Annotated in this window: 3 protein-coding genes; 2 read left to right on the forward strand and 1 reads right to left on the reverse strand. The window is 61.6% G+C overall.

Annotated elements, in window-relative coordinates; genetic code table 11:
* Window positions 1–95 precede the first annotated feature (95 nt).
* On the forward strand, window positions 96–1,976 hold the full coding sequence (locus tag AC2CHD_RS04945; protein WP_484553222.1) for an NHL repeat-containing protein: 1,881 nt from the start codon (window positions 96–98) through the stop codon (window positions 1,974–1,976).
* A 10-nt stretch (window positions 1,977–1,986) separates the two neighbouring features.
* Window positions 1,987–5,658 (forward strand): DUF7929 domain-containing protein, encoded by a 3,672-nt coding sequence (locus tag AC2CHD_RS04950; protein ID WP_484552786.1) that lies wholly within the window; start codon window positions 1,987–1,989, stop codon window positions 5,656–5,658.
* Between the two features lie 68 nt (window positions 5,659–5,726).
* On the opposite strand, the gene AC2CHD_RS04955 is transcribed toward AC2CHD_RS04950, so the two are convergent.
* Window positions 5,727–14,264, reverse strand: a complete 8,538-nt coding sequence (locus tag AC2CHD_RS04955; protein ID WP_484552787.1) for an isopeptide-forming domain-containing fimbrial protein — start codon at window positions 14,262–14,264, stop codon at window positions 5,727–5,729.
* Between the last annotated feature and the right edge of the window lie 406 nt (window positions 14,265–14,670).

The raw sequence follows: 14,670 nt of genomic DNA on the forward strand, positions 1-14,670 counted from the left end.
AGTTCCCGGCACGGTGCGAAGAAAACGCACATGCGCGTTCTGGCAGAATCGCCAAACGCTTTCTTGAAAGCACCGCCGCCATAGCGCTCGCAATCATGGCGGGCTTTTCAACACATGCGCCAGCGAGCGCGCAGGAAAACGCGATCATCCAGCCGGGTTTCATGGCCGTGACCGGTTTTCCCGGCACGCTCATCCCCGGTTTCGAGGAAGGTCTTCTGCCCGGCGTTGACCCGGTCGACGAAACCTTCATCGACACCGAGCGCGCCTCGCTGCGCATCTTCGACATGACCTGGCTCGGCGCCCCACCCAGCGGGCAGGTGGTCTTTACGCCGCCACCCTTCGAAGTACCGGCCTCCGAAATCGGCCAGGTGTTCGGCCTTGCCTATGATGACGGCAAGCGCGAAGAGACCACGGCCATCGTGCCGAACCTCTATGCGGCGGCCACGTCCCTGCACGGCCTCCAGATCGTCACGGAAGACGAAGACGAGGACGGGCGGCCCGAACGGCAGCGCCGCGGCGAAGCCGGCGCACGCTTCATGGATGGGCAATTCGGCGAGAAGAATGGCGGCGGCCCCGGTTCGATCTGGAAAATCGACGGTATCACCGGTGCCGTGACCCTGTTTGCCAATATCGACACCAACAGCGGACCCGGCATCGGCAACATCGCCTTTGACCGGTCACACCGCCAGTTCTTCGCTTCCGATCTAGACAGCGGTCTCATTCACCGCATCGATATCGACGGCAATCTCATCGACACGTTCGATCATGGCGTCGACGGCAGGCCGGCACGCGGGCTCGATCCCGTGGGCGACGATGGCGCCGTGATGGATATACAGGGTGCTGCTTTCGACGCGGAAGAGCCCAAAAGCTGGGGCTACACGCAGGAAGAGCGTCGCGTCTATGGCCTCGCCATGCATGGCGGACGCCTCTACTACGCAGTCGGTGAGGAAGCGGAAATCTGGTCCGTGGGCATCGCCCGCGACGGCACCTTCGCCGGCGACCCGCGCTGGGAGCTGACGGTGGAAGCCGAGGAAGACCTTCCGGTCACCGACATCGCCTTCGACACGCGCGGCTTCATGTACCTTGCCCAGCGGGGCGAGGTCGAAAGCCGCTATGACTACTCAAGCTTCGCCGACAGCGGCGAGGCATCGGTGCTGCGCTACTGGCGCGAAAGCCCTGACGATCCCGAAACCGAAAGCATCTGGGTGCCGGCACCTCAGGAATATGCAGTCGGCTTTCCCGAACCATACCGACAGGGAGCCGGCGGCATCGATCTGCAATATGGCTATGACGCCGAAGGCTTCTTCAATCGCAACGCCTGCGCCGCCACGCTGGTCAAAACCGGCGACAGGCTGCGCGACAACCCTGCCCTTGAAGACCAGCTCATCGAAGGCGGGCCACTTGCCGTCCATGGCGTACAGCTTACGAGAAGCACGCTCGTGCGGCCAAAAAACGAACCGCCCTTCGGCTCGTGGTTTGCCGATTACGACGGTTTCTTCGAAGACCCCGAGGTTAAGGGACATGTCGGCGACGTGGAGGTCTGGCGTCCCTGTGAGGGCCGCGCCGGTTACTACGAGCCTATCCCCTATCCGGGCGACATTCCCGTCCCCGGCTGGCCGCCCGGCTTCCCGCCGCCCAACGATCTCCCGCCCTGTATCGAGCTGGAGACTGCAGCGTATTTCTGTACGCCCGCAGGGCTTGAAGCCGATCTCTACATCCATGACCGCGCCGGCGTCGGTGGCGATTCGCTTTCCGCGAAATCGCTGACGCCCGGCGTCGGCGTTTCCCCGTCCAAGCAGACGGTTCCCAGCCTGGCCACGCCGTTCACTCTCGGCATCAACGGCCACATCCCTGGCGAAACCGTCGATCTCGGCCTGTGCTTCTATAAGCAGTCCGACGCCGAGGCGGGTGGCTACTTCCCCTGTTGCAAGGTGACGTTGCCGCTTGAAACGCCGCTTGAATCCTGTGCGCCGTGAGGAGGGAGAGATGATCATGTTCACTTTTCCCGCCGACCGGACCACGGTCAACAACGTCATGGAGACGATCATGAAACCCCTTGCAGAAAAAGCGCGCTCGCCGCGCTGGCTTCTGGTGGCGGGCATGGCGCTCTCCACCGCGCTCATACCGCTTTCCGGCATCAATCAGGCCAGAGCACAGGACCGGACGATCGAGGAGCTTGAGGTTCTCGAAACGCCGGGCGACGCCGAAGGCCCACGCATTGAACTTGAACCGGAAGTGCCCGAAGTCGAGCCTGATCTGACGCCTTTCCTTGAAAAGCGCGGAGCACAGCTCAATTGCGATTATGTGGAATACCGCCTGCGCCTCGGCGTGCGCGGCACACCTGATATGATCGCCCACCCGGGCCTCGACGCGTTTCTCACCAATGTGACCTTCGAGTTTACCGATCAACTTCCCGCCAATCTGTCGATTGTCGACGCCACTTTCAGCGGCGACATTATAGGTGTCGGCGGTGGGGCCGTTCCACCCCATGTGGTCAGCACGACCGCCACCCTGGACGACACGCTCACCCAATCGGACTTCCACCTGTCGGCCGCCGATCTCGACGGCGACGGCAGTCTGACCGAGCGCGCCATCGACATCACCATCAAGGCAAAGATCGACCAGGCGGCGTTCCCTGCCGCAACCAATGTCGACAATCAGGCCAATGTGGCCGTGATCCGCACGGCAACCGGCGGGCTTGTCGCCACCATTCCGTCGCACGACCCGGCCCTGCCGGACGATGGCGACTGGAAGACCGGCGACCCGACCACCATCACCATCGATGTAACGGATTGCGAGCCGCCACCGCCTCCCCCGCCACCCGGCGACGGGCCGGAAGAGGCGTGTTTCTCGGTCGAGACCGGTGAGGTGGACTGCCTTCCCGGCGGCGGTGCCTATATCTATCGCATGAATGTCGGTCCGGAGATGGCAGGTAATGTCGTCACCGTGACCTCCACCACACCCGGCATCACCATCGATCCGCCGAGCCAGCCCGTTCCGGCCGGCGGCGGGACGCTGGAATGGGAAATCACCGGCGCGCTGCCTGGCGATACGGTTCATCTGATCGTCACAGGCATCGAGACCTATGCGGGTCCGGCCGAGGGCGTTGGGCTATGCTGTTCACAGGTGGTCGACATTGAAATCCCCGAAGACCTCGAATGCCCGCCCGACGATGAAGGCGAACCCGACATCAAGGTCGAAAAGCGCGCCGATGAGGCCGAATGCGAGATCGACGGTTCGTGCGATTTCACCATTCGCGTCTCCAATGCGGGTGACGCCCCTTACACCGGCAAGATCGTTCTGGATGAGGTCACGACGCCCGGCAATGCAACGGTGGTTTCAGGGCCAAATGCGCCATGGACCTGCGTTCCGATGATGAGCCCCATGTCGTGCGAGCACCCCGAAACGACCCTCAATCCAGGCGAGTTCGTGGAGCTGAAACTCGGCTTCCAGCCGGGACCGGCATGGAGCTGGAGCGCGATCCGCAACTGCGCCGAATATGACTACACGGCCAGCGGCAAGGATCCGTTCGGCGATCCGACCAACGACAAGGCCTGCGCCACAATCGCGATCTGCCTGCCGGGCGATCCGGCCTGCACGCCGCCGGAGAACGACATTCCGGACATCGCCGTGCGCAAGCGCGCAGAACCCACGGTCTGCACGCCGGATGGTCTTTGCACCTATGTCGTGACCATCCTCAATGCCGGTGCCACGCCGATCAGCGGCCCCATCAGCTTCGTGGACACGTTCCCGGCCGGTGATGTCGCCTCGGCATCCTTCAGCCCCTCACCGCCCTGGTCGTGCGCGCCGCTCGCCGGCAACACGTTCCAGTGCGATCATCCGGGCCTGAACCTCGTGCCGGGCGCATCGACGGACATTCTCGTGACCACGATTGTTGGCGACTATCCGACAAGCGAGGTCGAGAACTGTGCGAAGGTGACCGCGCTTGAAGGCGAAACCGATCTCGCCAACAACGAGGCCTGTGCAACGGCTACCATACCGGGCATCCCGGGCGGCCAGCCGCAAATGCGCATCCAGAAGACCTGTGAGCCCACCGTGTCGCTCGCAGAAGGTGTGGCCTGCCGGATCACGGTCAGCAATGCCGGAACGGCAGCACCCGTCGGTCCGGTTCGCGTCAACGACGCCGCCGAGATCATCGGCAGCGGTGCACCGGTCAATGTCCAGACTGTCACGCCTGACGGCCCGGAATGGTCGTGCGGCGCGGTGCCTGCGGCAAATCTCACCTGTGAGATCCCCGGCGCTGTCATGACACCCGGAACCGCGCGGCACTTCGATGTGACGGTCAATGTCTCACCCAATGAGCGGTTCGAGAACTGCGCACGCGGTTCCTTCGGCCCGGCTCCGGGAGACGACATCGTCTATCCCATCGGCGAGGCCTGTGCTCAGGGCGGCACGCAGATCACGGTCGAGAAGGCCGGCGATGCAGAGTGCCTGCTTGGCCAGCCCTGCACGTTCCAGATCACCATCCGCAACGAAGGTCCGTCATCGATCTCCGGTCCGGTTCGCATCGGCGATGCGCTTCGGGTCGAAGGGTTTGGCGGCGTTCCGGCCCGGATCGTCTCGGTAAATCCGCCCTTCGGCTGTTCGCCCGAGCCGTCCGAGCTTCCCTTCGCCTGCGAAGCCGACCTCACCCTTGCCAGTGGCGAAGGCCGCACGCATGAGGTGGTTGTCGAGCTGCCGGAAGATGGCGGTCTCGCCAACGCAGTGGGCAATGGTGCATCGGGACGCAACTGCGCTGCGGTGATCGACCGTGAAGCGGATGTGCGCACCGCGCCCTCGCTCTCAGGTGCGCCGGATGGTGCTGGAGATGGCCGTGCCTATGACTGCCATGACTTCACGGTTCTGGCGGATGAGGATGAGGACCAGCAATGTTCGCCGGGTCTCGTTCTCAACAATGACGGGCGCTGTGTCTGTCCGGAAGGCACCACCTTCCGCAATGGCCAGTGCGTCGGCACGCAGACCGCTCCGGTTCCGCTGCCCACGCCGCGGCCAACACCGCCGCGCGAGCCCGATCCGAAGCCGCAGGCAGATCCCCGGCCGCAATGCCGGCTCCTGCCGGGCCAGATCCGCACCCGCGATGGCCGCTGTGTCTGCCCACGCGGAACGCGCCTGGCAAACGGCCGTTGCGTCAAGCCGCAGGTCGAGCGCGAATGCCCGCGCGGCACGACGGGCACGCCGCCCAATTGCCGGCCAATCCGCCAGCAATGCCGCCTGCTTCCGGGTATGATCCGCACCCAGGACGGACAATGCGTCTGTCCGCGTGGAACACGTCTGGTGGCCGGTGCCTGCCGCAAGCCGGAGGTGCAGCGTCAGTGCCCGCCGGGAACCACGGGGCGCTATCCCAACTGCGCACCCATCGTGCGGCCCCGCTGCCCGCGTGGAACGACTGGCACGTTCCCCAACTGCCGCCCGGTTGTGCAGCGCCGCTGCCCGCAGGGAACAACGGGAACCTTCCCGAACTGTCGTCCGGTCGTGCAGCGCCGCTGCCCGCCCGGCACCACGGGCAAATACCCGAATTGCCGGCAGATTCGCGTGACGCCGCCGGTCAACCGGGTGCCCCGGCAGCAGCTTGATCGTCCCCTGCGCATCAATCCGCAACTCCTGCGGCCGCGTGACAGAGGCAATCAGCTCCAGTAGCCGGAGCACCTCTCGAAAATGGCCCCGCCGGTTTTGCCGGCGGGGCGTTTATCCTTCCCCAATGAGCTTCACTCTCCGATGGCCTGGCCCAGGTCAAACCCCGAATATCCAGGGGGTCGGACTTTCCCGGTGAGAACACGGGTTTCAATGTCCAGACGGTACCGTCCGCCCCACCGGCGCCAATGGTTCGTGATACGTTTTTCAACCCATGCAAGACGATGTCTCGCGAGCGTAGGGCTGCCTTCTTCATCCAGATAGCTCACCCGCAGGACGGAGGGCTCCCTGTCGAGAATCTCGATCAGCTGGTCGACAGCGGAGAGCCAGTTCTGTTTCAGCGCATTTTTCCCTCGTATGAAGGCGTCGCTCCGAAGATCAAGCCGCACCAGGCGCTGGATCGATGCGCCGAAATTGATTTTGGTCATTTTGCCCGCCGTCAAACGAACCACCCGGACATGTTCCGTCGTCAGGCGATAGCCGGAAGGCAGGGTTCGAGCATCGAGCTTGACAACGAAGTTGGTCCCCAATCGCTGATCTGGCAGCGACGCGCATGGTATATGAAAGCGACCCGCCGCATCGGTTGTTATCAACTTCCCTTCTACTGCGGCCAATCGCACCCCCGGCAGTCCCGGTTCACCATCGTCCGGATACCCGTTTCGGTTTGTGTCATCGAAGACTTTGCCGATCACATCACCGCAGTCGAAAACCGGCTCCTCTTCTATCCGGACACTGGCTTGAGCTTCGGAGGATATCCGGCGACCGAGGGGATCGGTCAGCACCGCTGTGTTGATGTAAACACCTGGGCCTATAGACGCCGGGGCGTTCATGCTCAGGCGGATTTCAATGGAACTGCGGGCCGCCAGCGAAATGTCATCGAAGCGCAACAAGCGGCCATTCACGACCGGGGCTGCCGGCGCTTCATCCACCAGTGCAGAACCTTCAACAAAGCGAAACCCCGGCGGAAGCCGATCCTCCACTTTCAACCCTCGAACGGGCCCATCGCTATTGTTGGTTACGATGATCGTGAATGGCGCCAACTCACCCCGCCGGATTGTCGTTCTTTCCGCAGTTTTGCTGATTGTAAGGTTGCCGGCCCCAGCCGGTAATGTCAGTGGCAGCGTGCTTTCGTTCGAAGCGAGCGAAAACACCGCTCCGCCGCCATCCAAAACTGAGCCATAAGCAATTGCTGTGTTCACAACCGCCTCGGACGTTCCCGCACCATTCTTGATATCAGCCTGCGTGAGCAGATAGCTGGCTGAAAAGCGCTCCGTCTCCCCTACCTCCAGCGCTAGCGTTGCCGGCTGCACATCAGACAAGCGGCCATTCGCAGCATGCCCATTGAACTTAGGACCATGGTCCTCGATCCGAATGTCGGTGACCGGAAGCTTGCCGGTATTGGTGACTTCAAACTCGTAGAGGAGGACATCGCCGGGTGAAGCCAAGCCGTCGCCATCCATATCCGAGAATCCACCGGTTTTGGTCAAGCTCAACCCGGGGAACTGGAGAGGCAGGACGACGCATTGTTCGGAGGGGCAATCTGGGTCCGCTTCAGCGGGGAGTTTGGCAAAGTTGACTACCGTATCCGCCGGGTGTGCCAGTCGTTCGACCACAGAGGCATCGACCCTCAGAACAAGTTGACCGTTGGTGCTCCCCTCGCGCTGCGGGACAGTCAAGCCTGTCCACTCGACAGTACCGCTGCTGTGGCGTCCACCGTGGCTGGCGGCCACAAACCGCAAATGCGGGTCCAGAACATCGAGCACGGAAAAGTCGATGGCAGCGCTACCGACATTGGTCAGCACGATCTCGAATGTAAGGGGCTCTCCCAATTCGGCGAGCCCCGGAACCGCGCCTCCCTCCGTCACAAGCGATTTTGCAACACTCACATCCGGAGGAATATGGTTTTCCGTTCGGCAAGGTGCACACGCCCCATTGCTGGCAACCACTGTGTTGGACAAGGTCACCGGTGCATCCTCGTCAACGACAGCCGTATAGGTGATGCTATGAGTTCCAGCCGGCGTTCCCGCGGGAAGCTTGAAGGAAAGCTCCGGCGCTGCACCTGTTTCTGCTTCGAACAGGCCGGAACTGACCACACTGCCGAATCTGAGCCCGGGCCCGAGCGTATCGGTTAATTCGAGATCCTGCGTTGTCGTCCCGTCTGCAACCACCGTCGTTAATGTGTAGGTCAGCGTGTCTCCGATTTCGACGGACGCACCGTCGCCCACATCCGACGTCTTTGACGTACCAAGCCGGACCAGCGGATTTGCCGTTGTACAGGATTTGCATTCTCCCACATTCGCGACCACCGCGTTGGACAGGGGTCCGGTAGCACTCTCGGAGACCGTCGCCGTATAGGAAACGCTGTGTGTCCCCGCTGCCGATCCCGCGGGAAGCCTGAAGGACAGCACCGGCGCGGAACCGGCATCGGCAATAAATGGGCCAGGCGCGGTTACAGTGCTGAAATCGAGCCCCGGCCCGAGCGTGTCGGTCAGCACCAGATCCTGTGTTGTCGTTCCTCCCGTCACCTCGGCCGTAAGCGTATAGGTGATCGTGTCCCCCGCCTGAACCCCGACACCGTCCCCTACATCCGATGTTTTGGATGAGCTCAATTCAACGAGTGGATTGGAGGTCATGCAGGGCGAACAATCGCCCACATCGGCCACGGCGCTGTTCGAAACCGAATCCGACGCACTGTCCGATACCGTCGCCGTGTAGGAGACGCTGTAGGTTCCGGCTGCCGTGCCGGTGGGCAAGGTGAAGGTCAGGACGGGTGCGCCGCTCGTATCTGGAACGAAGGCCCCTGGAGCGGTGACACTGCCAAAGTCGAGCCCCGCCCCCAGCGTGTCGGTGAGAACCAGCTCCTGTGTCGTCGTTCCCCCCGTCACCTGGGTCGTCAGCGTGTAGGTGATCGTGTCGCCCGCCTGTACGCCCACACCGTCGCCCACATCCGAAGCCTTTGATGTGCTTAGTTCAACAAGCGGGTTCGTGGTCGCGCAAGGAGAGCAGTCGCCGATGTTGGCCACAGCGCTGTTGGAAACCGATCCCGAAGCACTGTCAGAAACCGTTGCCGTGTAGGACACGCTATAGGTTCCCGCTGCCGTGCCGGCAGGCAAGGTGAATGACAGGTTCGGCGCGCTCCCCGTATCTGAAACGAAAGCCCCCGGCGCCGTGACACTGCCAAAATCGAGCCCCGCTCCTAACGTATCGGCCAGCACCAGATCCTGTGTTGTGGTCCCTCCAGTCACGAGTGTGGTCAGCGTGTAGGTGATCGTATCGCCCGCCTGAACACCAACTCCGTCACCCACATCCGAAGCCTTCGATGTGTTCAGTTCCACCAGTGGGTTCGTGGTCGCACAGGGAGAGCAATCCCCCACATCGGCCACCGCACTGTTGGAAACCGATCCCGATGCGCTGTCAGCCACCGTTGCCGTGTAGGACACGCTATAGGTTCCCGCTGCCGTGCCGGCAGGCAAGGTGAAGGAGAGGTTCGGCGCGCTTCCCGTATCTGGAACGAAAGCCCCCGGCGCCGTAACGCTGCCAAAGTCGAGCCCCGCCCCCAGCGTGTCTGATAAAACCAGATCCTGCGTCGTCACACCGCCCGTCACCACCGTGGTCAGCGTGTAGGTGATCGTGTCCCCCGCCTGGACGCCGACACCGTTGCCAACATCCGAGACTTTCGAGGTACTCAGTTCAACGAGTGGATTTGTGGTTGTGCAGGGTGAGCAATCCCCGATGTTGGCAACTGCATTGTTTTGTACTTCCAGAGCGGCACTGTCCGATACTGTCGCCGTATAGGACACACTATGGGTCCCCTCCGACGTTCCAACGGGAAGTGTGAAGGAGAGCTCGGGCGCACTGCCGGTGTCGGCTGCGAATGGCCCCAATGCAGTCACATTGCCGAAGTCGAGCCCCGCTCCCAGCGTATCGGTCACAACCAGATCCTGTGTCGTCGTTCCACCCGTCACCTGGACCGTCAGCGTGTAGGTGATCGTGTCCCCCGCCTGTACGCCCACACCGTCACCCACATCCGAAGCCTTCGATGTGCTCAGTTCCACCAGCGGGTTCGTGGTCGCGCAGGGAGAGCACTCGCCGATATTGGCCACCGCACTGTTGGAAACCGATCCCGATGCACTGTCAGACACCATGGCAGTATAGGACACGCTATAGGTTCCCGCTGCCGTGCCGGTGGGCAAGGTGAAGGAGAGGCTCGGCGCACTTCCCGTATCTGAGACGAAGGCCCCCGGCGCCGTGACACTGCCAAAGTTGAGCCCCGCCCCTAACGTGTCGGTCAGCACCAGATCCTGTGTCGTCGTTCCTCCCGTAACCTGGGTCGTCAGCGTGTAGGTGATCGTGTCGCCCGCCTGTACGCCCACACCGTCGCCCACATCCGAAGCCTTCGATGTGCTCAGTTCCACCAGCGGGTTCGTGGTCGCGCAGGGAGAGCAGTCGCCGATGTTGGCCACCGCACTGTTGGAAACCGATCCCGAAGCACTGTCAGAAACCGTTGCCGTGTAGGACACGCTGTAGGTTCCCGCTGCCGTGCCTGCAGGAAGCGTGAATGACAGGTTCGGCGCGCTTCCCGTATCTGGAACGAAAGCCCCCGGCGCCGTGACACTGCCAAAGTCAAGCCCCGCCCCCAGCGTGTCGGTCAGAACCAGATCCTGTGTTGTGGTCCCTCCGGTTACGAGTGTGGTCAGCGTATAGGTCATCGTGTCCCCCGCCTGTACGCCAACACCATCACCCACATCCGAAGCCTTCGACGTGCTCAATTCCACCAAAGGGTTCGTCGTAGCGCAGGGAGAACAATCCCCTACATCGGCCACCGCACTGTTGGAGACCGATCCCGATGCACTGTCAGATACCGTCGCTGTGTAGGAGACGCTGTAGGTTCCCGCTGCCGTGCCGGCAGGCAAGGTGAAGGAGAGGCTCGGCGCACTTCCCGTATCTGAGACGAAGGCCCCCGGCGACGTGACACTGCCAAAGTCGAGCCCCGCCCCCAGCGTATCGGTGAGAACCAGCTCCTGTGTCGTCGTTCCACCCGTCACCTGGGTCGTCAGCGTATAGGTGATGGTGTCCCCCGCCTGTACGCCCACACCGTCGCCCACATCCGAAGCCTTCGATGTGCTCAGTTCAACAAGCGGGTTCGTGGTCGCGCAAGGAGAGCAGTCTCCGATGTTGGCGACGGCGTTGTTCGAAACCGAATCCGACGCACTGTCCGATACCGTCGCCGTATAGGACACGCTATAGGCTCCCGCTGCCGTGCCGGCAGGCAAGGTGAAGGAGAGGCTCGGTGCGCCGCTCGTATCCGGAACAAACAAGCCCGGCGCCGTGACACTGCCAAAGTCGAGCCCCGCCCCCAGCGTGTCGGTGAGAACCAGCTCCTGTGTCGTCACGCCGCCCGTCACCACAGTGGTCAGCGTATAGGTGATCGTGTCCCCCGCTTGAACCCCGACACCATCGCCCACATCCAAAGCCTTCGATGTGCTAAGTTCCACCAGCGGGTTCGTGGTCGCACAGGGAGAACAATCCCCCACATCGGCCATCGCACTGTTGGAAACTGATCCCGATGCGCTGTCAGACACCATCGCCGTATAGGACACGCTATAGGTTCCCGCTGCCGTGCCGGCAGGAAGCGTGAACGACAGGCTCGGTGCGCTTCCCGTATCTGGAACGAAAGCCCCGGGCGTCGTGACACCGCCGAAGTCGAGCCCCGCTCCCAACGTATCGGTCAGCACCAGATCCTGTGTTGTGGTCCCTCCAGTCACGAGTGTGGTCAGCGTGTAGGTGATCGTGTCCCCCGCCTGTACGCCCACTCCGTCACCCACATCCGAAGCCTTCGATGTGCTCAATTCCACCAAAGGGTTCGTCGTAGCGCAGGGCGCGCAGCTCCCAAAATTTGAACTCACCGCGTTTGACACCTGCCCCGAAGCCAAATCGGTCACTGTCGCTGTGTAGGAAACGGCATAGCTTCCTGCAGGTGTTCCTGAGGGAAGCGTGAATGACAGATTGGGCGCACTGCCTGTGTCTGGAACAAACGAGCCCGACGCCGTAACACTGCCAAACTCCAGGCCCGACCCCAGAACATCACTGAGAACCAGGTCCTGTGTTGAGACGCCGGCTGCAATAACGGCCGTTAGCGTATAGGTGAGCGTATCTCCAACCTGAACGCCTACACCATCGCCCACATCGACAGCTTTCGAGGTGCTGGTCGTCACAAGAGGATTGTTTGTGGAACAGGGGCTGCATTCGCCAATATCAGCAGACGCTGCGTTCGAAACCGAATCCGACGCACTGTCTGATACAGTCGCGGTGTAGGAGACGCTGTAGGTTCCCTCTGCCGTGCCGGTGGGCAAGGTGAAGGACAGGATCGGTGCGCCGCTCGTATCTGGAACGAAGGCCCCTGGCGCCGTGACACTGCCAAAGTCGAGCCCCGCCCCCAGCGTGTCGGTGAGAACCAGATCCTGTGTCGTCGTTCCCCTCGTCACCTGGGTCGTCAGCGTATAGGTGATCGTGTCCCCCGCCTGAACCCCGACACCGTCGCCCACATCCGAAGCCTTCGATGTGCTCAGTTCCACCAGCGGGTTCGTGGTCGCGCAAGGAGAGCAGTCGCCGATGTTGGCCACCACACTGTTGGAAACCGATCCCGAAGCACTGTCAGACACCGTCGCCGTGTAGGACACGCTATAGGTTCCCGCTGCCGTGCCGGCAGGCAAGGTGAAGGAGAGGTTCGGCGCGCTCCCCGTATCTGAGACGAAAGCCCCCGGCGCCGTGACACTGCCAAAATCGAGCCCCGCCCCCAACGTATCGGTCAGAACCAGATCCTGTGTTGTGGTCCCTCCGGTTACGAGTGTGGTCAGCGTGTAGGTGATCATATCGCCCGCCTGTACGCCAACACCGTCACCCACATCCGAAGCCTTCGATGTGTTCAGTTCCACCAGCGGGTTCGTGGTCGCGCAGGGAGAGCAATCCCCCACATCGGCCACAGCGCTGTTGGAAACCGATCCCGAAGCACTGTCAGAAACCGTCGCCGTATAGGACACGCTATAGGTTCCCGCTGCCGTGCCGGCAGGCAAGGTGAAGGAGAGGTTCGGCGCGCTTCCCGTATCTGGAACGAAAGCCCCCGGCGAGGTGACGCTGCCAAAGTCGAGCCCCGCCCCCAGCGTGTCTGATAAAACCAGGTCCTGAGAGGTCGTCCCTCCGGTCACCTGGGTCGTCAGCGTGTAGGTGATCGTGTCCCCCGCCTGGACGCCGACACCGTTGCCAACATCCGAGCTCTTCGAAGTATTCAACAGAACCTTCTGATTGATAACCGCACAGTCGATCTCGCTATCGACCGCCACCGCCTCGGGAGAAAGTGTGAAGGAATTCTCATCAAACGACACTGTTCCCCCTGTCCCCATTCCCAAACAGACAACGTCGTCCAGAACCCAATTGGGCGGCAACGTCTCTGAAATGACCGTCTGGACGTCGACCTCCGCCAGGATCTGTGTGGCCCCCGGTTGAGCAACGCCCTGGGACACAGTGGTGATCGTCTGAGTTTCCCACCCATTGTTGCCGGTGAAGGTGAAGCTGCCGACATCATCCAAGGTGGTCTTGCGAAGCGTGAGTCTGGGCAATTTGACGAACTGCACAGTCCCCTGCGCCTGATCGTTTGACAGAACAAAATCATCGTTCGTCGGGTCGGTGTCTCCGTCGGAGACAGACCGGTCAAGCGAGGCAACAAGCGGATAGCTTCCTGAAACGGCATCCGAGTTTGCGACCAGCGGGATTGTGAAGCCTATGTTTCCGCCGCTGCCTCCAGGGACAGGAGCGGGCGAAAGAGGCGTGTCTATAGCACACGACACCGTTTGCCCTGAGACCGTACACCCGGGAACCGGGCTGGCTGTCCACCCTGCCGGCACGGACACCGTGATGGCGAATCCATCAGAGGTTTGGACAGTACCGGGGCCAAGATTGGTGGCGCTCACACTCATATCCATCGTGTCGCCTGGCGCGTGGTAAACACCCGCCGGCGCTGAGATGGAAATCGAAAGATCGGGTCGCCCCGTAACCGTGAGAGAACAGGTGCTATCTTCCTGGTCGACCTTTAGGATGTTGCTCGCGCAACTGCCTGTTTCCGCAAAAGAGTTTTCGGGAATGCCTGCCGGCCTTTGTGAGGCCGTGGCCCCATAGCCGGATCCCGGCAGAACATAAACCTCCTTGCTGGAATCATAATCAGCCGTATCGTTGTCGGAAGCAGCGAGATATGGCTCAACATCTTCTCCCGAAAGTCCGCTTCCATTGTCGAGAAGAACGCCATCCTTGGTCAAATTGAGCAGCCAGCCTGTGCCGCCAATCGTTTGATCCCAAGCAAAGTCGGAAAAATTCAGAGCCGCCGAGTGGCGCGCTTGCTCCAATTGGCCGCAATAGACATTGATACCATCGTAGCCCCTCCCACCAGCCTGCCTATGAATACCCGAGGCTGCTCGATAGGCCTCATTGTTGCAAAACCAGCCCCGGAAAGTGTGCGTGGCGTTGCCCTCATTCACCCCAACGGTCTGAACGCCAGCTGTAGCAGCCGTATTGACGGAAACCCAATCCGATGCACCGAGTTGAAGAGGACGACACTCCATTCGCAAACTCGAAGCCCAACGAAATGTGCTTGGAGACACAACCCGATCGTATCCACCTAGCTGATGAACAATCTGTCCTGGAGGACAGTATCCATGTCGCTGGGTTCCTTGATTGGGATAGCCGTAACCCGAAATTTCCGGGGTACCATTGGCTGACGTGTTGATGGTTTCAACCGTTCCGTTAGGAAGAACAGATATCGACGCGCAATAAAGCCCCACCTGTGCTGTCATACCGCGAACGGTGGAAAGATTTGCGCTCATGGAGACGTCGGCGTGGTGGAGACCTCGAAGCACTGTTCCGGCCGGACATTTGTAAGCTTCGACTGATCCTTTGTTGGTGCCGATCGTCCCTACATAACTGCCATCTCCACGGAAACCGATGCCGATTTGGGAAAAGGCAAAGTCC

The organism is Nitratireductor sp. ATLC21, from assembly GCF_057196525.1.

What these genes read in the sequence shown, in the direction of transcription:
- AC2CHD_RS04945 (WP_484553222.1), top strand. Translation starts at nt 96, where the DNA reads ATGGCGGGCTTTTCAACACATGCGCCAGCGAGCGCGCAGGAAAACGCG.
- AC2CHD_RS04950 (WP_484552786.1), top strand. Translation starts at nt 1,987, where the DNA reads ATGATCATGTTCACTTTTCCCGCCGACCGGACCACGGTCAACAACGTC.
- AC2CHD_RS04955 (WP_484552787.1), bottom strand. Translation starts at nt 14,264, where the DNA reads ATGGAGTGTCGTCCTCTTCAACTCGGTGCATCGGATTGGGTTTCCGTC.